22 protein-coding genes and 1 pseudogene are annotated in these 26,195 nt (G+C 48.5%); 6 read left to right on the top strand and 17 right to left on the bottom strand.

Annotated features, from left to right (window positions below; genetic code table 11):
- Nucleotides 1-4: 4 nt before the first annotated feature.
- The 5 genes from crcB to lrp form a co-directional block, all read right to left on the bottom strand.
- The gene (gene crcB / locus AC566Q_RS11715; protein ID WP_296045945.1) at nt 5-388 is read right to left on the bottom strand and encodes a fluoride efflux transporter CrcB; all 384 of its coding nucleotides are present in this window, start codon (nt 386-388) and stop codon (nt 5-7) included.
- On the bottom strand, nt 388-1,704 hold the full coding sequence (locus AC566Q_RS11710) for a replication-associated recombination protein A (protein WP_296045942.1): 1,317 nt from the start codon (nt 1,702-1,704) through the stop codon (nt 388-390). The genes crcB and AC566Q_RS11710 overlap by 1 nt, the downstream gene beginning before the upstream one ends.
- Nucleotides 1,701-2,315, bottom strand: coding sequence for an outer membrane lipoprotein periplasmic chaperone LolA (gene lolA, locus AC566Q_RS11705; protein WP_296045940.1), 615 nt, complete (start codon nt 2,313-2,315; stop codon nt 1,701-1,703). Before lolA ends, AC566Q_RS11710 begins: the two co-directional genes overlap by 4 nt.
- A gap of 13 nt (nt 2,316-2,328) precedes the next feature.
- A complete protein-coding gene (locus AC566Q_RS11700) occupies nt 2,329-4,827 on the bottom strand; it encodes a DNA translocase FtsK (RefSeq protein ID WP_499616886.1) in 2,499 nt (832 codons plus the stop codon).
- A gap of 129 nt (nt 4,828-4,956) precedes the next feature.
- Entirely contained in the window at nt 4,957-5,442 is a 486-nt protein-coding gene (gene lrp, locus AC566Q_RS11695; RefSeq protein WP_279321704.1) for a leucine-responsive transcriptional regulator Lrp, read from the bottom strand.
- A 133-nt stretch (nt 5,443-5,575) separates the two neighbouring features.
- Between lrp and ald the strand changes: the two genes are divergently transcribed.
- Nucleotides 5,576-6,703 carry an alanine dehydrogenase gene (gene ald, locus AC566Q_RS11690; RefSeq protein ID WP_499616882.1) on the top strand — a complete coding sequence of 376 codons (1,128 nt, stop codon included), beginning with the start codon at nt 5,576-5,578 and terminating at the stop codon, nt 6,701-6,703.
- A gap of 161 nt (nt 6,704-6,864) precedes the next feature.
- Nucleotides 6,865-7,953 (top strand): helix-turn-helix domain-containing protein, encoded by a 1,089-nt coding sequence (locus tag AC566Q_RS11685; RefSeq protein WP_499616879.1) that lies wholly within the window; start codon nt 6,865-6,867, stop codon nt 7,951-7,953.
- A 22-nt stretch (nt 7,954-7,975) separates the two neighbouring features.
- Here AC566Q_RS11685 and AC566Q_RS11680 read toward each other — a convergent pair whose 3' ends face one another.
- The 10 genes from AC566Q_RS11680 to gyrA all read right to left on the bottom strand — a co-directional run bounded on the left by AC566Q_RS11680 (nt 7,976) and on the right by gyrA (nt 19,451).
- Complete coding sequence (locus AC566Q_RS11680; RefSeq protein WP_499616876.1) at nt 7,976-8,668, bottom strand: DUF2306 domain-containing protein; 693 nt, start codon at nt 8,666-8,668, stop codon at nt 7,976-7,978.
- Between the two features lie 333 nt (nt 8,669-9,001).
- Nucleotides 9,002-9,700 carry an orotidine-5'-phosphate decarboxylase gene (gene pyrF / locus AC566Q_RS11675; RefSeq protein ID WP_296045916.1) on the bottom strand — a complete coding sequence of 233 codons (699 nt, stop codon included), beginning with the start codon at nt 9,698-9,700 and terminating at the stop codon, nt 9,002-9,004.
- A gap of 5 nt (nt 9,701-9,705) precedes the next feature.
- Nucleotides 9,706-10,866 (bottom strand): lipopolysaccharide assembly protein LapB, encoded by a 1,161-nt coding sequence (gene lapB, locus AC566Q_RS11670; RefSeq protein ID WP_499616872.1) that lies wholly within the window; start codon nt 10,864-10,866, stop codon nt 9,706-9,708.
- Nucleotides 10,867-10,870: 4 nt separating this feature from the next.
- Nucleotides 10,871-11,125, bottom strand: a complete 255-nt coding sequence (locus AC566Q_RS11665; protein WP_105935274.1) for a lipopolysaccharide assembly protein LapA domain-containing protein — start codon at nt 11,123-11,125, stop codon at nt 10,871-10,873.
- Nucleotides 11,126-11,247: 122 nt separating this feature from the next.
- Entirely contained in the window at nt 11,248-11,535 is a 288-nt protein-coding gene (gene ihfB / locus AC566Q_RS11660; protein ID WP_070176179.1) for an integration host factor subunit beta, read from the bottom strand.
- Between the two features lie 86 nt (nt 11,536-11,621).
- The gene (gene rpsA, locus AC566Q_RS11655; protein ID WP_499616868.1) at nt 11,622-13,292 is read right to left on the bottom strand and encodes a 30S ribosomal protein S1; all 1,671 of its coding nucleotides are present in this window, start codon (nt 13,290-13,292) and stop codon (nt 11,622-11,624) included.
- A gap of 117 nt (nt 13,293-13,409) precedes the next feature.
- Nucleotides 13,410-14,081, bottom strand: a complete 672-nt coding sequence (gene cmk / locus AC566Q_RS11650) for a (d)CMP kinase (RefSeq protein ID WP_499616865.1) — start codon at nt 14,079-14,081, stop codon at nt 13,410-13,412.
- A gap of 180 nt (nt 14,082-14,261) precedes the next feature.
- The gene (aroA, locus tag AC566Q_RS11645; protein WP_105935272.1) at nt 14,262-15,551 is read right to left on the bottom strand and encodes a 3-phosphoshikimate 1-carboxyvinyltransferase; all 1,290 of its coding nucleotides are present in this window, start codon (nt 15,549-15,551) and stop codon (nt 14,262-14,264) included.
- Nucleotides 15,548-16,633: a 3-phosphoserine/phosphohydroxythreonine transaminase gene (serC, locus tag AC566Q_RS11640; protein WP_499616862.1), complete on the bottom strand. Its 1,086-nt coding sequence runs from the start codon at nt 16,631-16,633 to the stop codon at nt 15,548-15,550. The genes aroA and serC overlap by 4 nt, the downstream gene beginning before the upstream one ends.
- Nucleotides 16,634-16,769: 136 nt before the next feature.
- A complete protein-coding gene (gene gyrA, locus AC566Q_RS11635; RefSeq protein WP_499616860.1) occupies nt 16,770-19,451 on the bottom strand; it encodes a DNA topoisomerase (ATP-hydrolyzing) subunit A in 2,682 nt (893 codons plus the stop codon).
- A 290-nt stretch (nt 19,452-19,741) separates the two neighbouring features.
- Here gyrA and ubiG point away from each other — a divergent pair, with 290 nt between their 5' ends.
- The 4 genes from ubiG to yfaE all read left to right on the top strand — a co-directional run bounded on the left by ubiG (nt 19,742) and on the right by yfaE (nt 24,681).
- On the top strand, nt 19,742-20,455 hold the full coding sequence (gene ubiG, locus AC566Q_RS11630; protein ID WP_499616857.1) for a bifunctional 2-polyprenyl-6-hydroxyphenol methylase/3-demethylubiquinol 3-O-methyltransferase UbiG: 714 nt from the start codon (nt 19,742-19,744) through the stop codon (nt 20,453-20,455).
- 427 nt (nt 20,456-20,882) lie between these two features.
- Nucleotides 20,883-23,204: a class 1a ribonucleoside-diphosphate reductase subunit alpha gene (gene nrdA, locus AC566Q_RS11625; RefSeq protein WP_499616854.1), complete on the top strand. Its 2,322-nt coding sequence runs from the start codon at nt 20,883-20,885 to the stop codon at nt 23,202-23,204.
- 63 nt (nt 23,205-23,267) lie between these two features.
- Nucleotides 23,268-24,398 (top strand): class Ia ribonucleoside-diphosphate reductase subunit beta, encoded by a 1,131-nt coding sequence (gene nrdB / locus AC566Q_RS11620; RefSeq protein ID WP_499616851.1) that lies wholly within the window; start codon nt 23,268-23,270, stop codon nt 24,396-24,398.
- Nucleotides 24,399-24,408: 10 nt separating this feature from the next.
- Nucleotides 24,409-24,681 (top strand): class I ribonucleotide reductase maintenance protein YfaE, encoded by a 273-nt coding sequence (gene yfaE, locus AC566Q_RS11615; protein ID WP_105933252.1) that lies wholly within the window; start codon nt 24,409-24,411, stop codon nt 24,679-24,681.
- 72 nt (nt 24,682-24,753) lie between these two features.
- Here yfaE and AC566Q_RS11610 read toward each other — a convergent pair whose 3' ends face one another.
- Nucleotides 24,754-25,140, bottom strand: a complete 387-nt coding sequence (locus AC566Q_RS11610) for a flagellin (protein WP_499617488.1) — start codon at nt 25,138-25,140, stop codon at nt 24,754-24,756.
- Nucleotides 25,141-25,776: 636 nt separating this feature from the next.
- A pseudogene (locus AC566Q_RS11605) lies at nt 25,777-26,114 on the bottom strand (flagellin N-terminal helical domain-containing protein); the annotation flags it as partial.
- Nucleotides 26,115-26,195: the final 81 nt, after the last annotated feature.

The following is a 26,195-nucleotide window of genomic DNA, read 5'->3' as shown; positions in this document are numbered from 1 at the left end:
TTCTTTATCCTTTGGTTAGTTCTACTGCCAGCCATGCTGCAAGCAGGCAGGCACACACATTTAATAATATATTGGCCAGCGCCTTAATCCACAGTCCGTTCTCAAGTAACGTGAGGGTTTCAATGGTAAAGGTTGAAAACGTAGTTAACGCCCCTAACATCCCTACGCCAATCAGCGCCCGGAAAGGCTGTTCGGCAATCTCGCCGCGCTCAATAAAGCCATACAAAACGGCCAGTAAAAATGAGCCGATAATATTGACCGCAAGTGTACCAAAGGGCAACGCTTTTCCAAACCACGAATCCACTAAACCAGTACAGAAAAAGCGCAAGCACGCCCCTACGGCACCACCAGTGGCGATAAACAGATATATCGAAAGAGTATGAGACATTAGCCGTTCCGTTTTTGTTGGCTGCTATTATTTAACTGATCCAGATATTCCCGCTTGGCTTTAAGCTGCTTTTCCAGCCCGCGTTCGGTAGGTTGATAATATCTTGCATCGGCCAGTTCCGGAGGCAAATAACATTCGCCTGCGGCAAATGCATTGGGCTCATTGTGTGCGTAGCGATACTCTGCACCATGGCCCATTTCTTTTAATAATTTGGTTGGCGCGTTGCGTAAATGCACCGGCACCGGGTAATCCGGTTTTTCTCTGGCATCCTGTTTGGCCTGACTAAACGCCATATAAACCGCATTACTTTTGGCTGCAAGGGCACAATAAACCGCGGCCTGAGCAATAGCACGCTCCCCTTCAGCAGGGCCAACGCGATGATACACATCCCAGGCGTTGATACACAATTGCATGGCTCTGGGATCGGCGTTACCAATGTCTTCAGAAGATATTGCCAGAAGCCGGCGTGCCACGTAAAGGGCATCACCGCCACCATTTAATATTCGTGCATACCAGTACAGCGCCGCATCGGGGTCGGAGCCACGCACTGATTTATGGAACGCCGAGATTAAATCGTAAAAGGTATCACCCTGCTTGTCGTAACTGGCGACCTTCTCGCCAACCGCCTGTTCGATATCATTGAGGCTGATCTGACTTTCGTTAGTAAAATCGCTGGCCAGTTCCAAATAGGTTAATAAACGCCTTCCATCACCGCCAGACAAGCCAATGAGCGCATTTCTGGCATCGTCGGCCAGACTTAAATTACGTTCTCCCAGACCGCGCTCAGCATCTGCCAACGCTCTGTCGAGCAAGTTATTAAGGGCGTCATCGTCAATGCCTTTCAGCACATACACTCGAACCCGGGAGAGCAAAGCATTATTCAGCTCAAACGACGGGTTTTCAGTTGTGGCGCCAACAAAAGTCACCACGCCTGACTCCACAAAGGGTAAAAACGCATCCTGTTGGGATTTATTAAAACGATGCACTTCGTCTACAAATAACAGCGTACGCTCACCCATAGACTTATTCTGTTCAGCCTGGTCCATGGCCGCACGGATATCTTTAACGCCCGACGTAACCGCAGAGAGCTTAATGACCTGCGCATTGGTATACACCGCAATCAGCTCGGCCATGGTGGTTTTGCCGGTGCCCGGCGGGCCCCACAGTACCATGGAATGGCAATGGCCCGACTCGAGCATTTTGCGCAGGGGTTTCCCCTGCCCAACCAAATGCCCCTGACCAACATACTCATCCAGGTTCACCGGGCGCATGCGCGCAGCCAGTGGCGCATAGGTTTGCTGACTAAACAAACTCATGGACGCTGATCGTCTACCATGAAGCTCTCCGGCACATCAGCAATAAATGCCGAAGGGAAAACGGGTGTATTAAATTCACGCTGACTGAAATCAATGGCACTTTGCTGACCCTGACTGTCAAGCATCACCAGATGTGCCAGACCCTGGTCGTCAAAACTCAGGCTCAGGCTACGAATCTGGCCACCTTCAGCTTTGGCAGAAACGCTGAAGGTGTTAGCTTGCGTAGCGTGAATAGTATATTGTTGCCAGATAGCATCGTCGTTACTGGTAAGCAGCACTATGGGGTTATTGTCTATCGCCTGGTTCTGCGCCATCACCGTAACCTGCTCTACCCAGTCATCGATATGCCACACTGCACTGCCATCCGCTATCAATACCGTTTCGTCCGGCGTTAAGGTTTCCCAGCGCAGTTTATCCGGCCGGGCCATCGTCAGATTACCGGTGGCCTGATGCACCACTTCGCCTTTCTCGTCGGTAACCGACTGGGTAAAAGCGGCCTTGAAAGACTCAAGGGCGGCAAGTCTGGTTTTTAGCGCTTCAGCGTCATCGGCCAGTGCTGGAACAGAAAAAAATGACAGAGTCAGTAAGGCTCTGCTAAAAAATGCTTTCATAAACGACTTCCTGTTAATCTCTCGGTGGAGGCGGCGCCAATACTTCACGATTACCATTATGGCCCGCAGGAGTAACGACACCGCTTTGCTCCATTTGTTCAACCAACCGGGCTGCCCGGTTGTAACCAATACGGAATTTGCGTTGTACACTGGATACCGACGCACGGCGGGTTTCGGTAACAAATGCCACGGCTTCATCATAGAATGCATCCACTTCCTGATCGCCGCCTTCCGGCTGTTCACCGGGTAACAAGACTTCCGCGGTAGACTCGGGATTGAGGATTTCATCGATATACTCCGGTTCGCCGCGTTTCTTCCAGTCGGCTACCACAGCATGTACCTCGTGATCATCAACAAACGCACCGTGCACACGGGTGGGCACCGGGCTGCCAGGCGGCAGGTACAACATATCCCCCATTCCCAGCAATGTTTCAGCGCCCTGTTGGTCGAGAATAGTGCGCGAGTCAATTTTACTCGATACCTGGAATGCTATCCGGGTGGGAATATTGGCTTTTATCAAACCGGTAATCACGTCTACCGAAGGGCGCTGTGTAGCCAGTACCAAATGGATACCGGCCGCCCGCGCTTTTTGCGCAATCCGGGCAATCAGCTCTTCGACTTTTTTGCCCACAATCATCATCATGTCGGCAAATTCATCAACCACTACCACAATAGAAGGCAGTTTTTCCAGATCCGGGGCTTCTTCAAGCATACTGTCTTCGGTACGCCAGAGCGGATCCTTAATCGGCTCGCCATCGGCAATCGCCTGTTTAATTTTGGCGTTATACCCTTTAAGATTTCGAACCCCTAATGCCGACATCAGCTTATAGCGGCGTTCCATTTCCCCTACACACCAACGCAATGCATTGGCGGCCTCTTTCATATCGGTGACCACCTCAGCGAGCAGGTGCGGTATACCTTCATACACCGATAGCTCCAACATTTTGGGGTCAATCATGATCATCCGCACATCTTCTGGCGTGGATTTGTATAACAAGCTCAGAATCATCACGTTTACACCCACCGATTTACCGGAACCGGTGGTTCCTGCTACCAGCAGGTGCGGCATTTTGGCAAGGTCTACGACCACCGGATCGCCGCTGATATCGGAGCCTAGTACCATGGTCAGAGCTGACGCATTCGACTGAAAAGCCTCACACTCAATCACCTCACTCATGCGCACCATTTCACGCTTTTTATTGGGTAGTTCAAGGCCAATCACCGACTTACCGGGGATTACCTCCACTACCCGTACTGATGTTGCCGACATCTCACGGGCTAAATCCTTCGACAAACTACTAATTTTGCTCACTTTTACACCTGGTGCCAGGTCAATTTCGAAACGCGTAATCACCGGGCCTGGATACACGCCCACCACCGCAGCATCAATGTTAAAGTTTGCCAGCTTTTCTTCCACCAAACGGGAAACCATATCCAGTTCTTCCTGGGTAATGGGGTTTTCCTTTTTATCCGGACGGTCGAGCAGTTCGAACGAAGGCATAGGGCCAATGTCCACATCCCCATCGGATTCAGTGCGTGGCGGTCTGATTTGTTTAGCGCCCCGGGCGGCCGGTTGTTGGGGGGCTGCAGGCGCCGCTGGTGCCACTTTTCGAGGTTCAGCCTCGGTAGCAATGACTGGCTCATCAGTACTGAAGGACTCCCCTGCCCCATCGTCGGTATCTACAATAAAGGGCGGCATCTCGTCATCTTCATCCTCCTGTGAGGCAAAGATTTCATCCGGAATGGTGAAGGTAGGTTCGCTGCGCTCAGCCTTAATCGGGGCGGCTTGTTTTGGCGGTACTTTATCGGCCGTTTTATCCGATGGCGGTTCGGCACGCAGGCTGGTGATGTTTAGTTCATCACTGTCTTTGTCTTTACTGGCCGATTTATTGGGTAACGATAATGTTGGCATATTAAGGGCCAGCAATTTTTGTGGCGCAGCGATGGATTTACGGCCAAACCACAGGGTCCCTTCGCCCAGCTTATCCACAATCAGCAACCAGGAAATACCAGTCAGCAACGTAAAGCCAACACAGCAAAAGCACAGCAGTAATAGTACGGTTCCGGCCACATTAAAATAGGGAATAAGCGCAGAACTGATCACATCGCCAATCAACCCACCGGCGGTAAAGCTGAACAGATCATCAAAATTAATGCTGAATATGCCGGTTAAGCCAAGCAAAATCAGGATTGCGCCAATCAAACGCAGCCCAATTGTCAGGTAATCCAGTTCGCGCCAGGTCTTGATGTTATGAAAAATAAACCAGCCAATAAAAGCACAGCAAAATGGCGTGGCGTAAGCCAGGTAACCAAAGGTAAAAAAGAACAGATCGGCTGTCCAGGCGCCGGTAGGACCCACCCAGTTATGAACACTATTCTGCAGGCCAGCCTGACTCCAGCCAGGATCGCCCGGATGAAAAGAGGCTAACGCCAATAATAAAAAGAACGCCAGAGCACAGGCAATAATAATACCTGTCTCCCATATGCGTTGAACGCCAGAAAGTCGCACCATATCCCTAAATATCTCTCTTTGCCGGTGTTACAGACACCAGTCATTGGTTTTATTTTTGCGCACGTACCCGGGTCACAGAAGCGGCTGGCTTCAGCGGGTGACCCAAAAGTTTATCATACCATCCTGACCTTATTTTGTATTAATTCGCAGGCTATTGGTACTTTTAACTTCTTCCATTACCACGTAGGTTCTCGAGGCACTCACACCAGGCAGCCTTAATAATGTGTCCCCCAGCAATTTTCGGTAGCTCGACATATCCGCCACCCGGGCTTTTAACAAAAAGTCGAAGTTACCAGAGACCAGGTGACACTCTTGTATATCATCGTGCTGCTGAACGGCAGCTGAAAATTCGGCAAAAATATCCACCGATGTTTTGGTTAAAGTGATTTCCACAAACACCAGCATGGCGGCACCCAACTGATGAGGGTCCAGATGAGCGTGATAACCTTTAATATACCCTTGAGACTCCAGGCGCTTTACCCTTTCTAAACAGGGGCTTGGGCTCAACCCAACCTGTTTTGCCAGCTCAACGTTAGAAATTCGACCGTCTTTTTGCAGCATGGAAAGTATGTTGCGGTCTATTCTGTCGAGATGTTTGGGTGTTTTCACCAGCATATTAAATACTCCAAAAGGCCTTTTTAGAAGAATATTACACTGGCAATAAAAAAACTACAGCAGATATATTTTAAAACCTTTCGATATACTAGCATCATTAGTAACTCAATAGTTTAAACAGGCAGAGACAATTATGTTAGTGGGTGTTCCTAAAGAAATTAAAAACCACGAGTACCGCGTAGGCTTAACTCCGGCGGCGGTGAAAGAGTTTGTAATGCATGGTCATAAGGTAATGGTCGAGACTAACGCTGGCACAGCCATTGGTTTTACCGATGAGATGTATGTGGAAGCCGGTGCTAGCATTGCCGCCAGTGCCGAGCAGGTTTTTGCCGAAGCGGAAATGATCGTTAAGGTAAAAGAGCCGCAGCCGCAGGAATGTAAACAACTAAGCCGTGGCCAAACACTTTACACTTACCTGCACCTGGCACCCGACCCAACCCAGACTGAATTACTGATTGAGTCCGGCGCAACCTGTATTGCTTATGAAACGGTTACCGATGCACGGGGTGGCTTGCCATTATTGGCGCCTATGAGTGAAGTGGCTGGCCGTATGTCGGTTCAGGCCGGCGCTCATTATCTTGAAAAAGCGCACGGCGGCAGCGGCACCTTATTAGGCGGCGTACCTGGAGTAGCTCCGGGTAAAGTGCTGGTTATTGGTGGCGGTGTGGTGGGTACACAAGCCGCTAAAATGGCATTAGGCCTTGGCGCCGATGTGACTATTCTGGACCGTTCACTGCCGCGTTTACGCCAGTTGGATGATATCTTTAATGGTCAGGTGAAAACCGTTTATTCTACCGTTGATGCTATTGAGCATTATTCAGCGTCTGCTGATCTGTTGGTTGGTGCGGTACTTATCCCGGGTGCAGCGGCGCCGAAACTGCTCAATGAGCAACATATTGCCAATATGAAAAAAGGCTCTGTAGTAGTAGACGTGGCTATCGACCAGGGCGGTTGTTTTGCTACATCAAAAGCCACCACTCACCAGGATCCGGTTTATATTGTTGACGGTGTGGTGCACTACTGCGTAGCAAACATGCCTGGCGGTGTAGCACGTACCTCTACTATGGCCCTAAACAACGCTACTTTACCGTTTGGTCTGGCGTTAGCCAATAAAGGACCTAAGCAGGCCATGATGGAAGACATTCACCTGTTAAACGGCCTTAACGTTCATGAAGGTAAAGTCACCTACAAAGCGGTTGTTGAAGCCTTAGGCGATCAGTTAGGCATTCAATATACGCCAGCAATGGATGCGTTAGCATAGGTTGCGCTAGCGCGTAAAAGTAAATATTTTAAAACGGGGCTGGCAGGCCCCGTTTTTTATGACACAAAGACTAACAAATCTGCCCTTGCCTCTGCCCTGCTTTGCATTAGTATTACAGTCACTCCATCACCATCGACAGCTCAGTCTTATGTGGTTCACTTATGTGGCTTAGTTACGCTTATTACGTATTATTGCTTACCGCGATCGCTGTAATGCTGGCCCAGTTATCATTCAGACCGGTAAGAGTTGAGCATATCCTTACTGCTATTTTTAGCGGGTCGCTGGCGATGGTGGCGCTGCAGGTACTTACCGCCGAATCAGGCAGTGCTTATCAGTATGTGTTTGCACTGGGCACCTGCGCTACCTGTAATGTTATCTGGCTGATATCCCGTGCGTTGTTCAGGGGCACTCAGGCCCTTGCAACACAGCATTATCTATTTGCCGGCGCAATCGCCCTGTTAGTCGTCACCAATCGCAGTCTGGAACTGATGGTGTCGGTTGACTGGCTTACAGCGCAAAAGATTGGCTGGATACAGGGTGCTGTTTCTGAAGTCACGCAGTTGTTATCTTCTACCATTCTGGCACTGGCTTTCTGGGAGGCAGTACGTGGCTTTAATAATGCAGATAAACCGATGCGGCACCAACGGTTATTGTTTGCCACCACGTTTTTCAGCGGCGTATTCAGTTGTACGGTGATAGCAGACGGCATGTTATCCGGCGCAGTCAGTGAGCAGGTTAGACCCTGGCTCGTGGTGAGTTCAGCTCTGGCCATTCTGCTGACAACCCTGGTCATTTTAGTCTGGCAGCACCAGGTACGCAGGCAAAGTAGCCGGTTAACGTCGGCTGCCAGTCAACAAAGTCAATTAGATAATACCGCGACCTTCGAAGACAAACAGCTGGCCGCACAAATCCGGCAACTAATGGAACAACAAAAGTGCTTTCTTCAACACGACTTAAAGACCATTGATATAGCGACCGCCCTGCAGGTATCAGAATACAAGGTCAGCCGGGTCATCCGCACTATGACGTCCTCGGCCAATGTGAATCAGTTTATCAATGGCTACCGAATTGCCCATGCCAAACAATTATTAACTGCCGGGCATTGTCGGCACTGGACCATTTTAGTCATTAGTCTGGAATCGGGATTTGCCTCACTAGCGCCCTTTAATCGTGCATTTAAAGCCAGCGAGGGCTGTACGCCTAATCAATACCGCCAGCAACATCTGGCGGTTGAGTCAGCACAAGCCTGAGTGGGTAACTCGCAGCCCTCAGTCAGCCAGCAATGATACGTGGCCCCCACATCATCATGGTAGCCGCGGCGGTACCAATCAAAGTGATAAGTATGGCAATTCCCACTGCGATGGTGGCTATAACGCGACTGGCCACGGTATTACGCGCGCGAGCCCTTAAAATCAGTTCCGCAATTAACATTGGCAACAGGTAAGAAGCAAATGACAGAATAACATCAGCCGGACCATCCAGATTGGCACTGTTACCCCGTGGTCCCTGATTGAGCATAAACCAGCCCATCAGCAGCAATCGAAATGTCCATACCCCGTTAATTAAAATAAACGCATGTACGGCAAAACGCTGATGACGCTCGAAATCCCGTTGCACTGCATAGCGCCAGGTAAAGTAAACCATTACCGGAATTAGTAAACCATTCACGGTAACCCCCAACGCGCCTAAATCACTCAGGCGACTTCCGGTTACCCAGGTAAGATACAAGCCACCAATGGCCCCCAACAGGCCAAAGGTCAGATAAACACGGCCATTGATACGGTGAAATCGTGGGTAATGGTGGCGAATCGCCGGAAACAGCTGGAATGTGCCGCTCAGGCTAATCAGCATCACGGGTATCACATGGAGCAATAAAATGGCGTTATTAATGGTGTCGCCGTTTACATATCCCCTGATCATATAAGCGTAGCGGGACTCATCCAAATGCCCGGTTAACAGCGGCAACGTAAATTGTACGAGGATGTATAACGCAAATATCCACTAGCCGGTGAGAATAATCGCCACCCAGGCTTTTAACATTAATTCGAACTTGTGATTTAGCCTCGATTGGAATGATGGCTGAGTGTTCAAATTGGAAGTGATAACTTGTGACATATAAAGCCCTTTCAACATTTAGCAGGCTTTAAGCATGCCAATTTCGACATAAATCGCTTATCGAATTTGGAATCTGATCGTCAAAAATTAAAAAGAGTTAAAGAGTTAAAAAGTTAAAGGGGTCAGAGTTAATTAATATTAATTAACTCTGACCCCTTTATTTTTTATTTGGTCTTAGATGTTTTACGCCAGGCTTTGATTTACTGCCTGCAGGGCGGCTAACGGGTTTTCAGCTTGTGTAATTGGCCGGCCCATTACCAGGTAGCTTACACCGGCGTCGATGGCATCAACCGGTGTCATAACCCTTTTCTGATCGCCCACATCTGCCCCGGCAGGACGAATTCCAGGTGTTACTAACAGAAACTCGTCGTTATGTGTTTCACGTAACATTACCGCTTCTTTTGCAGAACAAACAACGCCGTCGAGCCCGCTATCGGCCGTTAGCTGGGCCAGTTTGTTAACCTGCTCGGCTGGTGATACCTCTGGCACCACATCATTCAACTGCGCCTGATCCATGCTGGTCAGCACCGTTACCGCAATCAGTTTGGTTTGAGGATGAGCAGACTCTGCAATGGCCTGTTTTGCCGCCATCATCATTTCCTTACCACCGCTGGCATGCACGTTTACCATCCATACCCCCATTTCGGCCGCGGCTTTACAAGCTTTGGCTACGGTATTCGGGATATCATGAAATTTTAAATCCAGAAAAATATCAAACCCTTTGGCGATGAGCGATTTTACAAACTCAGGCCCGAACAGGGTAAACATCTCTTTGCCGACTTTCAGCTTACAAGCACCAGGATCCAGTTGATCTACCAGGGCCATGGCCTTATCGGCATCATCGAAATCCAATGCGACGATCACACGGGCTTCTTGGTTCATTCTCTTTACTCTCCGTCTAGACCTCTAATGGGGTTAACGACCCCCCACTTTTTACAGGATGGACACAGCCAATACAGTTTGCGACCAGAAAAGCCACAGCTCTTACACCGGTAACGCGGACGCTGTTCAATTTGCTTGGCCACCAGTTGCCGTAACTGCTGATAGGTGGCCTTCGCGTTGGCATCATCACTTAACTCACAATACAACTGCATCAGGCGATGGAAGCCACGCATGGTAGGCGTTTTTTGCAGTTGTTCAAATAAATAATCGGCGGCGTGCTGCACTTCGCCTTTATTGGAAAATACATCCACCATAGCCAGGTACAAGGTGGCACTTTGCACCCAGTTATCATTTAACAGGTTCTCAAATTTCTGCCAGTCACCGGTTTCACTGGCGATTTGCTCAAGTAACGGCACCGCTTCAATAAACCAGTTCTTATCACGATTAGCGACCTGCACCAGGTATTCACCGGCTTCTTTTAAGCGGCCCTGATCAAAGGTAACTTCACCCAGCATTAACCAGGGCCTGACCGCCTGTTCATCTACATTGACCGCTTTTTGTAACACCTTAAGCGCAGCGGGTATATCTTCATTATCCAGCTCAATCTTTGCTTGTTCACAATAGAAATGGGCCAGCCTGCTACGAATACTGTCGTTCTCGGCCAGCATTTTTTCGGCCAGCTCGATAGCACGACCCCACTCTTTGGTCGTTTGATAAATGGCAAACAACTGCTGCTGAGCAAATTCAAAATGCTTGTCGGAATTAAGTAAACTCACAAACGCGCCCTCAGCACGCTCAAGAAAACCCGCCTGCATATAGTCCCTGCCGAGCTCTTTGAGCGCTAGTTCGCGCTGGGTAGACTGGATTTCGTCACGGCTTACCAGGTTCTGGTGAACGCGGATAGCGCGGTCTATTTCGCCGCGCTGGCGGTAAAAGTTGCCCATTGCGATATGGGTTTCCACCGTATCACTGTTGACGTTAATCATTTTAATTAACGTATCCACGGCCCGGTCGGGCTGATCGGAAAGCAGGAAATTTAAACCACGAAAATAATGTTTGGAAAGGATACTGGATTGTTTACGCTGCGCCTGACGAACGCTGTTGCGGCCCATTATGTAACCATAACCGGCTGCGACTGGCAGCAGTAAAAATAACAGCTCCAGCATAGGCTTATTCTTTCTGCAGCTTGTTAAGCTTAGCCTGTGCCCGCATGAGCTTAACTCTGAGCGTAAGCCAACTGCTCAGAATAGCCAGAACGCCAACGACAACGCCTAGCCCTAATGCTATAGCAATCAGAGTGGCGACCGTCATATCAGCCTTAGCAATCAGGTAATTTACTGATATTACAGCATCATTTTGAGAACCAACGGCAATCGCCAGTACCAGAATCGCAATAATGCAGAGTAAAAATGCCAAGCCTTTCAAGTGCGTGATCCTAAATAAAGAAATTAAAATCAGGATAACAAAATGTAGATAGTGTTACAGCATTCACATACAAAAAAAGCACTGATAACAGTGCTTTTTATTTCTATCTGTGCAGATATTGATCAGGCGATTGATTCATTCACCCGGTCACGTAACTCTTTGCCAGGCTTAAAGTGAGGAACGTATTTACCGTCCAGCTCCACTGTTTCGCCAGTTTTAGGGTTACGTCCCACGCGAGGCGCGCGGTAATGCAAAGAAAAACTACCAAACCCGCGGATTTCGATACGGTCACCTTTTTGTAAGGTTTGCGCCATCTGTTCCAACATTTCTTTGATAGCTGTTTCTAATTCTTTTGCCGGGATATGGCGTGCCTGATCAGCGAGCCGCTCAATTAATTCAGACTTGGTCATGTGTAAACCTCTTTGTCATTCAATCCATCAAACAGCTACATCAACAGGTATACGGCATTTACCGTATACCTGATGTGTCAAAAAGCTTATTCGCCTTTTGCTGCTTTGAAAGCTTCAGCCATCGCGTTCGCGAAGCCAGCGTCGTCTTGCTGGTTCACTTTGTCGATTGCTTCTTTCTCGTCAGCCTGGTCTTTCGCTTTAACAGACAGGTTTACGATGCGGTTCTTACGGTCTACACCGGTGTACTTCGCTTCGATGCTGTCGCCAACGTTAGCCACTTCAGACGCGTCTTCGATACGGTCACGAGAAAGATCAGCTACACGGATGTAACCGTCAACTTCTTCTGCCAGGTTTACAGTAACGCCTTTGGCATCAACTGCTGTAACTGTACCAACAACGATAGCACCTTTCTTGGTATCTGTCAGATACTTGTTGAACGGATCTTCTTCGATTTGCTTAACGCCTAAAGAAATACGCTCACGCTCTGGGTCGACTTGCAGAACAACCGCTGAGATCTCGTCACCTTTCTTGTAATCACGAACGGCGTCTTCACCAGACTTGTTCCATGAAATGTCAGACAGGTGAACCAGACCGTCGATGCCGCCGTCAAGGCCGATGAAGATACCGAAGTCAGTGATTGACTTGATCTTACCAGACACTTTGTCACCTTTTTCGTGTGACTTAGCGAAAGTTTCCCAAGGGTTATCGATGCACTGCTTAAGACCCAGAGAAATACGACGACGTTCTTCGTCGATTTCCAGAACCATAACTTCAACAGAATCGCCCAGGTTAACAACCTTAGATGGGTGGATGTTTTTGTTAGTCCAATCCATTTCAGAAACGTGAACCAGACCTTCAACACCGTCTTCGATCTCTACGAAACAACCGTAGTCAGTCAGGTTAGTTACCTGGCCAGTGATCTTAGTGCCTTCTGGGTAACGCTGTGCAATTTCTTGCCATGGATCGTTGCCCATCTGTTTCATGCCCAGAGATACACGTTGCTTTTCTTTGTCGAACTTAAGCACTTTAACGTTGATTTCGTCACCAACATTTACGATTTCGCTTGGGTGCTTAACGCGCTTCCAGGCCATGTCAGTGATGTGCAGCAGGCCGTCAACACCGCCCAGATCTACGAACGCACCGTAGTCTGTCAGGTTCTTAACGATACCTTTAACTTCGTGACCTTCTTCCAGGTTGGCCAGCAGCGTTTCACGCTCTGCACTGCTTTCTGCTTCGATAACAGCACGACGAGAAACAACAACGTTGTTACGCTTGGCGTCTAACTTGATTACTTTAAACTCAAGTTCTTTGCCTTCCAGGTGAGTGGTGTCGCGTACAGGGCGAACGTCAACCAGTGAACCTGGCAGGAATGCGCGAACACTGTTAACTTCAACAGTGAAACCGCCTTTAACTTTACCGTTGATAACGCCTTTGATAGTGGCTTTATCGTCGTAAGCTTTTTCCAGCTCAACCCACGCTTCGTGACGCTTAGCTTTTTCACGAGACAGGATAGTTTCACCAAAGCCGTCTTCTACAGCGTCTAACGCTACGTCGACTTCGTCACCGATTGCGATTTCTAATTCGCCTTCGGCATTTTTAAATTGTTCAGCTGGGATAGCACTTTCTGATTTGAGACCTGCGTCAACAAGAACGATGTCTTTATCAATTGAAACTACAGTACCCTTTACAATTGAACCTGGACGAGTTTCAAGTTCTTGTAAGCTCTCTTCAAAAAGTTGTGCAAAATTTTCAGTCATATGATTTAGTAATTAACTTAAGTTGACATCCACATTTCGATCCGGATAACGTGGGGTTATTAAACAAAGTCGTCACCTCCTGTGACAACGATTGCGATGGTGAAACCGACTCCGGGCTTACAGCCTGGAATTGATAATTTCCATTGCACTTTCAAAGACTTGGTTAATATCCAAATCTGTTGAATCGATCACTACAGCGTCTTCTGCCGGTACCAATGGCGCAATAGAACGATTCGCGTCGCGATCATCCCGGGCTTTGATATCGGTTAAAAGGCGCGCAATATTAACATCCAGACCTTTATCTTTCAACTGATTATAGCGACGCTCCGCGCGGGCTTCAGCGCTGGCGGTCAGGAATAATTTTACATTGGCATCAGGGAACACCACGGTGCCCATGTCGCGACCGTCGGCCACCAGGCCGGGATCTTGCTGAAACGCACGCTGGCGGCGTAACAGCGCCTCGCGAACCCTGGCCAGGGACGCAATCTGTGACGCCACAGCGCCAACTTCCTCGGTGCGAATATCGTCGGTGACGTCTTCACCTTCAAGCACCACACGGCGCTGCTCTTTGTCAATTTCAAAACTTACGTCAAGGCCAGAGGCCAGCGGAACAACAGCACTTTCATCGTCGACCGGAAGATCATGATGCATGGCGGCAACGGCCAGTACGCGGTAAATCGCGCCACTGTCCAGTAAGTGCCAGCCGAGCTTTTCTGCGATTAATGCGCTTAGTGTGCCTTTCCCTGCCCCACTAGGACCATCTACCGTTACTACGGGTATTGGATGCATACCTGCTCCATTTATTTAATAAAATGTTAATAACAACTCGAAAACGGCGGCAATTATACCCGTGTAAGCTCAATTGGCAATGATACACGTCAATAAATACCCGGGCATAATACCTAAGTCTGTAGCGAATGCACGCTGGCCCTGAGACCAGCGCAATTGATAGTAGAGAATAATTCTGTCTTAACGATGACAGATTGTGGCAAAGCGGGTGAAATAATCAGGGAAAGTTTTGGCGGTACAACCCGGGTCGTTAATCGTTACCGGTGTATCACTTAAAGATACCAGTGAAAAACACATGGCAATGCGGTGATCGTTATAGGTATCAATAGCAGCATGTTGTAATACAGCGCCAGGCGTTACCCGAATATAATCGTGCCCTTCTTCTACTTCCACACCTAGTTTACGTAGCTCAGTGGCCATTGCAAATAACCGATCGGTTTCTTTTACCCGCCAGTTATAAATGTTACGGATGCAGGTTTCCCCTTCGGCAAATAACGCCGTGGTCGCAATAGTCATGGCAGCATCCGGGATATGGTTCATATCCATGTCCACGCCTTTAAGCGGCGCACCATGAATAACAATACAATCGTCAAACCATTCAACTTTAGCCCCCATGGCTTCAAGCACATCAGCAAAACGAATGTCACCCTGGATGCTTTGTTTGCCAATTCCAGTGACCTTGACCGTACCGCCTTTAATAGCGCCGGCTGCCAGGAAATAAGATGCAGATGATGCATCTCCTTCTACCATAAAGGTTTTAGGTGCCACATACTGCTGCCCGGCTTTGATCACAAAGCGCTGATAATCCTGATTTTCTACCGACACGCCAAATTTGGCCATGGTATCCAGGGTAATGTCGATATAAGGCTTCGACACTAACTCGCCTTTAATGGCGATAGTGGTGTCTTCGCTAAACAACGGAGCCGCCATTAACAGGGCCGTCAAAAACTGGCTCGACACACTGCCATCCACAGACAACTCGCCACCCTTTAACTGGCTACCGGTGATTTTAAGCGGCGGATAACCGGCATTTTTTAAATACTCAATATCCGCCCCTGCGTCCAGCAGCGCATCAACCAGGTCGCCGATGGGGCGTTCTTCCATCCGTGGTTCCCCGGTTAATTCAACCGTTACGTTCGAGGCGGCCAGTGCAGCACATAAAGGGCGCATGGCGGTACCGGCATTACCTAAAAACAAGCTGAGCGGTTTATCAACCGAAAACGCGCCGCCTAAGCCGGTAACCTTACACTCGGTTTTGTCATCGCTTAAGCTGTATTCAACACCCAGTAATTTGAGGGCATCCAGCATATGGCGGATATCGTCACTATCGAGCAGATTAGTCAGGCGGGTTTCGCCCTTCGCCAGTGCCGCAAGTAGCAAGGCCCGGTTAGACAGACTCTTTGAGCCCGGCACGTTGACGGTACCGTCGATTTTGTTGACCGGCTGTAACGTTAACTGCTCTACACTCATGCGTGATGCTCCTCGAAGTCTTTCATAAAGCTCACCAGGGCTTCTACCCCTTCAATAGACATGGCGTTATAAATACTGGCACGCATACCCCCTACCGAGCGGTGACCTTTAAGGGCCATTAAACCGGCTTGTTTAGATTTTTCCAGGAACACTTTATCCAGTGCCGGATCGGCCAGATGGAAAGGAACGTTCATAATTGAACGGTTTTCCGGATGTACATTGTTGCGGTAGAACGACGAGTCGTCGATGGCTTTATACAACGTATCCGCTTTGTGCTGATTAAGACTGGCCATGGCTTCTACACCGCCCTGGGCTTTCAGCCATTTAAATACCAGCCCCGCCAGATACCAGGAAAAGGTGGGCGGTGTGTTATACATGGAGTCATTTTTGGCCATCAGTTCGTAATCGAAGATCGACGGCGTACTCTGACGAGCCTTACCTACCAGATCTTCGCGAACAATCACTACCGATAAGCCGGACGGGCCAATGTTCTTTTGCGCACCGGCATAGATAATACCGTATTTGCTCACGTCTACCGGGCCCGACAGAATGTTCGACGACATATCGGCAACCAGCGGCACATCGCCTGCTTCTGGTAACCATTTGTAGGCAATACCATCCACGGTTTCGTTAGGACAGAAATGCAGATACGCCGCACTTTGATCGATGTCAACAGCAGCCGGCTTTGGCATAAACTGATAACCATTGTGATCAACTACTTCACCAATCACTTTGGCATTATTATACTTTGAAGCTTCTGCAACCGCGCCCTTAGACCAGGAACCACTCACCAGATGCAGTGAAGTATCGTCCTGTTTTGAAATATTCAGCGGTACCGCTGCAAACTGCCCGCGCCCGCCGCCTTGCAGAAACAGGACCTTGTAGTTTTCCGGTACGTTCATCAGGTCACGCAGGTCTTGTTCCGCTGTTGCGGCAATTTCGATAAAGTCTGCACCGCGGTGGCTAACTTCCATCACCGAGCAGCCACTGTCACGCCAGTTAATAAATTCCTGTTGTGCCTGCTCCATCACTGCGGGGGGCAGCATGGCAGGGCCAGCACTAAAATTGAATACGTTTTTCATGAGCTTCTTAAATACTGTCAGGAAGCATTATCACCTGCCCGCAATGTTGTTACGGGTGGCATAATGCTCACATACACTAAAAAACAAGCGGCACTAGGAGCCGCTTGCGATGCTTGTTGTATCCTTTAACGCAGGATTATTCGTCTGTCGTTGACTCGTCTGCGCCGTCTTGTGCGGCGTTTGTATCGACGGCTTCGGCTTCATCGCCTTCAGCTTCTAGTAACTCAGTGTCTTCGATTTCTTCGATACGTTGTAACGCAACCAGTTGCTCGTTTTCACCGGTACGGATCAGCCTTACACCCTGGGTATTTCGCCCAACGGTAGATACTTCACTCACGCGGGTTCTTACCAGCGTACCGGCATTACTGATCAGCATGATTTCGTCGTTTTCATCTACCTGTACCGCCCCGACAACCTTGCCGTTACGATCAGAGACTTTAATCGACACTACACCCTGAGTAGCACGGCTCTTGGCCGGGTAATCTTCCAGCGGCGTACGTTTACCATACCCGTTTTCAGTAGCTGTCAGCACCGCACCGTCACCACGAGGTACGATTAGCGACACGACTTTCTGGCCATCTGGCATCTTAATACCACGAACACCTGTAGCAGTTCGACCCATTGGACGCAGCGCCAGCAGCTCTTCACCGGTTTCAGGATCCAGTTTAACCGCGCCGGTTTCAGAATCACGCAGTTTCTCGTTAAAGCGAACAACCTTACCGGCGTCCGAGAACAGCATGATGTCGTCATCCCCATGGGTAATCGCTACACCAATCAGTTCGTCACCGTCATTCAGGTTAACTGCAATGATACCGCTTGAACGAGGACGTGAGTACATGGTCAGGCTGGTTTTTTTCACCACACCATTGGCCGTAGCCATCAGGACAAACTTGTCTTCCTCGAATTCCTTAATCGGCAGGATCGCGGTGATACGCTCATCATCTTCCAGTGGCAGAATGTTTACAATCGGACGACCACGGGCATTACGGCTGGCCAGAGGTAATTGATAGACCTTCAGCCAGTAAAGTCGGCCACGGGTTGAGAAGCACAGGATATGATCATGGGTATTGGCAACCAGCAGCTTCTCGATGAAATCTTCGTCTTTCATCTTAGTGGCAGATTTACCGCGGCCACCACGACGCTGCGCTTCATACTCAGACAGTTTCTGATACTTCACGTAACCTTGGTGAGACAGAGTAACAACCACTTCTTCGCGCTCGATCAGATCTTCTAAATCAATATCATGGCTGGCTGCGGTGATTTCGGTACGGCGCTCATCGCCAAACTCGTCACGGACTTTTTCAAGCTCTTCGCGAATGACTTCCATTAAGCGCTCAGGGCTGCCCAGAATGTGCAGTAATTCTGCAATCAGCTCGAGCAGTTGCTTGTATTCGTCGAGGATTTTTTCGTGTTCAAGACCGGTTAACTTGTGTAAGCGCAGGTCCAGAATCGCCTGAGCCTGTTGCTCAGTCAGGTAGTATTTGCCGTCGCGAATACCAAATTCCGGTTCCAGCCAGTCCGGGCGCGCCGCATCATTACCAGCACGTTGCAGCATTTCCGCTACATCACCCAGCTCCCAGCCAGAAGCCACTAACGCTTGTTTTGCTTCAGAAGGACTTGGTGAGGCTTTGATCAGCTCAATCACCGGATCGATGTTAACCAGTGCAATGGCCAGGCCTTCAAGGATATGGGCGCGGTCACGGGCTTTACGCAGCTCGTAGACTGTTCTGCGGGTAACCACTTCACGACGGTGCAGGATAAACGCCTGCAGGATTTCCTTAAGGTTAAACACTTTTGGCTGGTTGTTATCCAGCGCCACCATGTTAATACCGAATACGGTTTGTAACTGGGTATTGGCGTATAAGTGGTTAAGCAGCACTTCGGCTGACTCGTTGCGTTTAACTTCTACAACAATACGCATACCGTCTTTGTCAGACTCATCACGCAGTGCAGAGACGCCTTCAATACGTTTTTCTTTTACCAGCTCGGCAATCTTCTCGATTAAGCGGGCTTTGTTTACCTGATACGGAATTTCCGTAACGATAATGGTTTCTTTGCCGTTGTCTTCGGTTTCGATTTCGGCCCGGGCACGCATATAGATTTTGCCACGTCCGGTACGATAGGCATCCACGATACCTTTACGGCCACTAATTAAGGCGGCGGTTGGAAAATCCGGACCAGGGATGTACTCCATCAACTGATCGACATCCAGTGATGGCTCGTCAATTAACGCAATACAACCGTTTACAATTTCGGTGAGGTTATGCGGTGGAATGTTAGTTGCCATCCCTACGGCAATACCTGAAGACCCGTTTACCAGCAGATTAGGAATTTTGGTGGGTAACACATCCGGAATGTGCTCGGTGCCATCATAGTTTGGCACGAAATCCACGGTTTCTTTGTCTAAATCAGCAAGCAGTTCGTGGGCAATTTTTGCCATCCGCACTTCGGTGTAACGCATTGCGGCGGCGGAGTCGCCGTCGACCGAACCAAAGTTACCCTGTCCGTCAACCAGCATGTAGCGCAAGGAGAAAGGCTGCGCCATCCGAACGATGGTATCGTATACGGCAGAATCACCATGGGGGTGATATTTACCGATGACGTCACCCACTACACGGGCAGACTTTTTATAAGGTTTGTTAAAGTCATTCTTCAACTCATTCATGGCAAACAGTACACGGCGGTGTACCGGTTTTAAGCCATCACGTACGTCGGGCAGCGCGCGCCCAACGATAACGCTCATCGCATAATCCAGATACGACGTTTTGAGCTCTTCCTCTATATTAACGGGGAGAATTTCTTTGGCGTTATCAGTCATAAACTGCTTGGTCCCTTGTTATAAGTTTGTCGCAATCCTGCAGATACCTGACGATCCTGCGTCCGGATCCCCTTGGATCACGCATTGGGGGTCTTCTAATTAACCAATGAGTTTATCACCCAAATCAGCATTTATGTAGTGATTAATGCATCCTTACCTTCACTTATATCCTAAGCGTTTAATTTTTGCGCGATTGCTAAACCCGGCGGCAAATAAGCCATGTGCAGATTGCCGATTTGCGGTAATGTAAAGCGGATTTTTAACTTCAGGTAAGATGAAAACTCAAGCTCATGATAGAAACACAGCAAAATGTAGATCAAACGGAAATCGACAAGTTTTCTGAAATCGCTGCCCACTGGTGGGACCCACAAGGCCAGTTTAAACCTTTGCATGCCATCAACCCGCTACGCCTTTCCTTTATAGAAGAAAAATGCGAGGGCGTTTTTGGTAAGCAGATCCTCGATGTCGGCTGCGGCGGCGGCATTCTTGCTGAGTCGCTGGCTGTACGAGGGGCCGAGGTTACCGGTATCGATATGGCCAGTGCCTCACTGGAAATTGCTCAGCTACATAGTCTGGAAACAGGTGTTAAAGTCGATTATCGCTGCGTGAGTGTTGAAACCCTGGCGGCCGAACAGCCGGAATCTTTCGACGTAGTAACCTGTATGGAGATGCTTGAGCACGTGCCCGACCCGGCTTCAGTGATCAGTGCCTGTGCCAAGCTGGTTAAGCCTGGCGGCAAAGTGTTCTTTTCCACCTTAAATCGCAATTTGAAAGCCTATCTGATGGGCATTGTGGCTGCCGAGTACGTATTACAGTGGGTACCTAAGGGTACGCACCAGTATCAGCGTTTCCTAAAACCGTCTGAGCTGATAAAAATTGCCGATCAGGCGGGCCTGTTTACCCGATCTGCCACCGGCTTACATTTTGATCCCTTCAATCAGGCATTCGTATTATCGGATCGAAACGTTGACGTCAACTACATTTTGCAATGTGAAAAATCTTGACGACACACAAGATATAGTGTCCATATTTATAACCGAACACTATATATCGCATATTTATAAAAATTAAATATTCGGAATAAATTGTTTTAAGCGATCGCAAAAAAAATCTAAAGTGCTTGCATTCAGTCAAATCTTGCTTTGTTCAAACTTAAAAGGTTAGTCAATACTAACCTTTTACCAGCCTTGATTTGATCGCTGAATTAAGCACCAGATATTGGGTTGCATTAAAGGCAAAACCTCACTATCTTGTGGTTATCTGATAGCAGTCTTGTTTAAAAAACCGACTGATGCAGGTATTTTTCAGGCGGATTAAACATTCACGGATCGAAGCGATCGCTGATGGATCCCTTCGAAATTAATAATTTAAAACAAATTGGGCATGCAAACTTGCCCCGCAAATAGCGCTAACTGACAAACGGCCACTAAAATGAATAACAATTTATCTGTCACCAAACGTAATGGTGAAAAAGAGCCCATTGATCTGGAGAAAATTCACAAAGTTATTACCTGGGCAGCAAAAGGACTCAACAATGTCTCGGTATCACAGGTAGAAATTAAAGCCCACATTCAGTTTTACGACGGTATCAAAACCGCCGAGATCCATGAAACCCTCATTAAATCAGCGGCAGATCTGATCTCAACTGATGCACCGGATTACCAGTATCTGGCGGCTCGTCTGGCGATTTTCCACCTACGTAAAAAGGCGTTTGGTGAATTTGAGCCACCTAAGTTGTTTAATCATGTGGCCCGTATGGTTGATATGGGTAAGTATGATACTCACCTGTTAGAAGACTACACGCCGGAAGAATTCGCCGAGATGGATAGCTATATCGATCACTGGCGTGACATGAGCTTCAGCTATGCGGCCGTTAAACAGCTGGAAGGTAAATACCTGGTGCAGAACCGTGTAACGGGTGAGATCTACGAAAGCGCTCAGTTCCTGTATATTCTGGTAGCGGCCTGTTTGTTTGCCAACTACCCGAAAGAAACCCGTTTGCAATACGTTCGTCGTTTTTACGATGCAACGTCTACGTTCAAACTATCTTTGCCTACTCCTATCATGTCGGGCGTGCGTACCCCTACCCGTCAGTTCAGCTCTTGTGTATTAATTGAAACCGGCGACAGCCTTGATTCAATTAACGCCACAGCCAGTGCCATTGTTAAGTACGTCAGTCAGCGTGCCGGTATCGGTGTTAATGCTGGTCGTATCCGTGCACTGGGCAGCCCTATCCGCGGCGGTGAAGCGTTCCACACAGGTTGTATCCCTTTTTACAAGTACTTCCAAACGGCGGTTAAGAGCTGCTCTCAGGGCGGCGTCCGTGGTGGTGCAGCAACGCTGTTCTATCCGTTGTGGCATATGGAAGTTGAATCACTGCTGGTACTGAAAAATAACCGTGGTGTAGAAGAAAACCGTGTACGTCACCTCGACTACGGCGTGCAGTTTAACAAGCTGATGTATCAGCGCATGATGAAAGATGACTACATCACGCTGTTCAGCCCGTCAGACGTACCCGGCCTGTACGATGCATTCTTCGCCGACCAGCCTAAGTTTGAAGAACTGTACGTTAAGTACGAGCAGGACGAGTCAATCCGCAAAAAACGCATTAAAGCCATGGAACTGTTTGGCTTGTTTATGCAGGAACGTGCCAGCACTGGCCGTATTTATCTGCAAAACGTGGATCACTGTAATACCCACAGCCCGTTCGATCCAAAAGTGGCACCGGTTCGTCAGAGCAACCTGTGTCTGGAAATCGCGTTACCTACCAAGCCACTTGAGCATGTTAACGACGAAAACGGTGAAATCGCCCTGTGTACACTTTCTGCGTTTAACTTAGGTGCGATTAAGTCACTGGATGAGTTTGAAGAATTATCAGACCTGGCAGTACGTGCGCTGGACAGTCTGCTGGATTATCAGGACTACCCGGTACCTGCTGCTTACAACGCCACCATGAACCGCCGTACCCTGGGTATAGGGGTAATTAACTTTGCTTATTACCTGGCGAAGAACGGCGTTAAATATTCTGATTTCAGTGCTAACAGCCTGGTACATAAAACCTTTGAAGCCATGCAGTATCACCTGCTTAAAGCCTCAAACAATCTGGCTAAAGAAAAAGGCGCATGTCCTAAGTTTAACGAAACCACCTATTCTCAGGGTGTGCTGCCGATTGATACTTACAAGAAAGATCTGGATGCTATCTGTAATGAGCCATTACATTTAGATTGGGAAGGTCTGCGTAAGGATATCGTTGAGCACGGCCTGCGTAACTCAACACTGTCGGCACTGATGCCGTCAGAAACCTCGTCGCAAATTTCAAATGCCACCAATGGTATTGAGCCACCACGCGGCCATATCAGCGTTAAGTCCAGTAAAGACGGCGTGCTTAAGCAGGTTGTACCGGAATATGAACGTTTGAAAGACCAGTACGAATTGCTGTGGGATATCCCGTCTAATGATGGTTACCTGCAGTTGTGCGGTATCATGCAGAAGTTTGTCGACCAGACGATTTCAGCCAATACCAGCTATAACCCATCTATGTATGAGAACAGCAAGGTACCTATGCGTTTATTGCTGAAAGACCTGCTGACCGCATACAAACTGGGCGTGAAAACACTGTATTACCATAACACCCGTGATGGTGCTGCCGATGCGCCGGTTGAAACAACCAGTGCTGCAGCAGCGAAACCTGCCGCTCAGGAAGTCGTGATTGAAGAAGACGACGATTGCGCCGGCGGTGCTTGTAAAATATAACAATTGTTCATTTGCCCGGCGCCAGCCGGGCTTCTTATTGCGCTAGTGAAGTGATAATAAAATATGAAATACACCACGTTTAATCAGCAAAATGTGAATCAGCTCGACGAGCCGATGTTTTTTGGTAATCCGGTTAACGTAGCCCGTTACGACCAACAAAAACACTCGATTTTTGAAAAGCTCATCGAAAAACAAATTAGTTTTTTCTGGCGTCCGGAAGAAGTGGATGTCACCCGTGACCGGGTCGACTTTCAAAAACTGACCGAGCCGGAAAAGCACATTTTTATTTCTAACCTGAAATATCAGACGCTGCTTGATTCAGTGCAGGGCCGCAGCCCGAATATCGCATTCCTGCCGATTATCTCGTTGCCAGAACTGGAAACCTGGGTAGAGACATGGTCTTTCTTTGAAACCATCCACTCTCGCTCTTACACGCATATTCTGCGTAACCTGTTTACCGATCCGAGCAGTATCTTTGAAGATATCGTGGTGAACGACGAAATTAAGCGTCGTGCAACGGATATCTCCAAATATTACGACGACCTGATTTATGCCACACAGCTTTGGCAAACTCAGGGCGAAGGCATGTATACCAATGAAGGACAGCCCTACCCGGTTAACATGCGCGAGCTGAAGAAAAAACTCTACCTGTGCATGAACTCGGTTAATGCACTGGAAGCAATTCGTTTCTACGTATCCTTTGCGTGTACTTTCGCATTTGCAGAGCGTGAGCTGATGGAGGGTAACTCCAAGATCATCCGCCTGATTGCCCGCGATGAAAACCTGCACCTGACCTCCACTCAGCATATTCTGAATCTGTGGGCTAAAGGCAAAGACGACCCGGAGATGGCGGAAATCGCCGAGGAATGTGCCGATGAAGCAAAAGAAATCTTTATGAAAGCGGTAGAGCAGGAAAAGCAATGGGCAGAGTACCTGTTCCAGCACGGCTCTATGATTGGCCTGAATAAAGAAATTCTGTGTCAGTATGTAGAATACATTGCTAACCAGCGTATGGCGGTTATCGGCATGGGTCAGCCCTATGACGTTACCTCTAACCCGCTGCCATGGATGAATAACTACCTGATTTCCGACAATGTTCAGGTGGCACCACAGGAATCAGAGATCAGCTCATACCTGGTAGGTCAGATTGATTCAGCCGTTAGCGAAGACGACTTTGCCGATTTCGAACTTTAAATAACCGGCAATGACCGACCGCGACAACACCTACCGTATCGACATTGTCGATACGGTAACGGTGACCGCACCCCCCGATAAAACGCTGCTGGAAAGCCTTGAATCTCAAAAGATTGACGTGCAATACCATTGCCGCGAGGGATTTTGCGGTGCCTGCCGCACCACGTTACTGGAAGGCGAAGTGGAATACACTACTGATCCCCTCGCCTTTATCGACGACGATGAAATCCTGCCCTGTTGCTGCAAACCAAAAAACCATTTAAAAATTAAACTGGGTTTCTAGAGCCTAGCCATTGAGTAACGTTAAGGCTATTTCCGGCTGCTGGTTGGCCTGACTCAGCAATGACTGACTGGCTTACTGAATGATTTGATTTCTTGCCAGACTGGCCGTTTCGCTGGCGTAGTTTGTATCCCTTATTTGTGATTGTGCTGCCCGAGTGTTTTCGGCATGAATCGACAGATTTCGTAAATTGGATTGCATGGCATTCTGCACAGCACCATAACCTGCGCGCTTTTCACCAATATCATCTATTGCGCCAGACAGCGCATTTAAAGCAACTTCTGCCTGCTGTTGGCTACTTAACGATAAGCCGGTGAGCCCCAAATCGGCCGCTGTAGCCGGTGTTTTGGCAATTTCATGGTAATCCTGCGGGCCATTAATTGCTGCAGACGTAGTAATTTTAACGTCTTCTTCCGGGTTTTCATCAGCCAGTTCAGCCTCCTGAATGGCAGCACTGGCCACACCGCCTAACCGATCCCAGGATATTCGGCCCTTATAAGAACTCCCTGAGCTCTGCCCTGAGACCGCCAGAATAATATCCTGATTGGTGGTGCCGGTTAACGTAATCACCTCTACATCCGTCTCGCCGGTGAAAATACGCCCGTCGTTATCCAGATCTCCGTCGCCACTATAAGTGACGGTGGTTCCCACAGCGTTAGCCCCGTTGATATTACTCGCGTCATAGCTGGCTCCGGCATCAAATCCATTGCCGGTAGTCAAAAAAGCCGTATCAATATTACTTAAATCAAGGCCGAGATCCTGCCAGTTAAAATCTGCCAGCGGATCTCCGACCGCCGGTACTTCTACTCCCGCTAAATGCTCACCGCTGGTGGTGAAAAGATGAATATCATCATCCAGGCTATAGGAATCGAAGGTAAAGCGGATATTTTCAGAGTCTGCCGGAATAAAGTAAAAATCGTTGCCGCTACCACTGAAAGGCAGGTTATTAATTATCTGCTGACCGGAACCCAGCGTCACATTGTCTGGAGAGTTATCTGCAAATAATAATGTGGCGGGCGATAATAACGGATGACGACCAAACGCTTCCGTCTCGTAGGCAATACGATCAATCTCGCTTTTTAATTGCTGAAACTCTTTGTCTAATGCCAGGCGATCGCTATCGGAGTGAATGCCATTTTGTGCCTGCACGGCAAGTTGACGCATGCGCTGAGCAGCTGTATTTACTTCGTCTAACGCCCTTCTGCAATCTGCGCATAGCTAATACCATCATTGAGATTACGCACCACCTGACGGCTTGATATCACATCACTTTGCAGCCGATCAGCTATTTGTAATCCGGCTGCGTCATCGGCAGCGCTGTTGATGCGAAAACCTGAGGAAAGGCGTTCGAAAGACTGGTCCAGCCGGTTTGTTACCGAGAACAACTGACGCTGAATATTAAGCGCTGACTGATTGTGACCAACAACTAAAGACATCTTCCATGAATACTTCTCGACTTCCTGATATCCGTATCGGCCTACTGTCTTTATACTTTAGTCTTAATTTACGTTAACTTA

This window comes from Alteromonas sp. H02, from assembly GCF_059682525.1.
Note: the sequence above shows the minus strand (reverse complement) of the source record. Positions and strands in the feature narration are given on the sequence as shown.

Bases quoted from the DNA above. Each gene is read 5' to 3' on its own strand.
- crcB (WP_296045945.1), bottom strand. From the start codon at position 388: ATGTCTCATACTCTTTCGATATATCTGTTTATCGCCACTGGTGGTGCC.
- AC566Q_RS11710 (WP_296045942.1), bottom strand. From the start codon at position 1,704: ATGAGTTTGTTTAGTCAGCAAACCTATGCGCCACTGGCTGCGCGCATG.
- lolA (WP_296045940.1), bottom strand. From the start codon at position 2,315: ATGAAAGCATTTTTTAGCAGAGCCTTACTGACTCTGTCATTTTTTTCT.
- AC566Q_RS11700 (WP_499616886.1), bottom strand. From the start codon at position 4,827: ATGGTGCGACTTTCTGGCGTTCAACGCATATGGGAGACAGGTATTATT.
- lrp (WP_279321704.1), bottom strand. From the start codon at position 5,442: ATGCTGGTGAAAACACCCAAACATCTCGACAGAATAGACCGCAACATA.
- ald (WP_499616882.1), top strand. From the start codon at position 5,576: ATGTTAGTGGGTGTTCCTAAAGAAATTAAAAACCACGAGTACCGCGTA.
- AC566Q_RS11685 (WP_499616879.1), top strand. From the start codon at position 6,865: ATGTGGCTTAGTTACGCTTATTACGTATTATTGCTTACCGCGATCGCT.
- pyrF (WP_296045916.1), bottom strand. From the start codon at position 9,700: ATGAACCAAGAAGCCCGTGTGATCGTCGCATTGGATTTCGATGATGCC.
- lapB (WP_499616872.1), bottom strand. From the start codon at position 10,866: ATGCTGGAGCTGTTATTTTTACTGCTGCCAGTCGCAGCCGGTTATGGT.
- ihfB (WP_070176179.1), bottom strand. From the start codon at position 11,535: ATGACCAAGTCTGAATTAATTGAGCGGCTCGCTGATCAGGCACGCCAT.
- rpsA (WP_499616868.1), bottom strand. From the start codon at position 13,292: ATGACTGAAAATTTTGCACAACTTTTTGAAGAGAGCTTACAAGAACTT.
- cmk (WP_499616865.1), bottom strand. From the start codon at position 14,081: ATGCATCCAATACCCGTAGTAACGGTAGATGGTCCTAGTGGGGCAGGG.
- aroA (WP_105935272.1), bottom strand. From the start codon at position 15,551: ATGAGTGTAGAGCAGTTAACGTTACAGCCGGTCAACAAAATCGACGGT.
- serC (WP_499616862.1), bottom strand. From the start codon at position 16,633: ATGAAAAACGTATTCAATTTTAGTGCTGGCCCTGCCATGCTGCCCCCC.
- gyrA (WP_499616860.1), bottom strand. From the start codon at position 19,451: ATGACTGATAACGCCAAAGAAATTCTCCCCGTTAATATAGAGGAAGAG.
- ubiG (WP_499616857.1), top strand. From the start codon at position 19,742: ATGATAGAAACACAGCAAAATGTAGATCAAACGGAAATCGACAAGTTT.
- nrdA (WP_499616854.1), top strand. From the start codon at position 20,883: ATGAATAACAATTTATCTGTCACCAAACGTAATGGTGAAAAAGAGCCC.
- nrdB (WP_499616851.1), top strand. From the start codon at position 23,268: ATGAAATACACCACGTTTAATCAGCAAAATGTGAATCAGCTCGACGAG.
- yfaE (WP_105933252.1), top strand. From the start codon at position 24,409: ATGACCGACCGCGACAACACCTACCGTATCGACATTGTCGATACGGTA.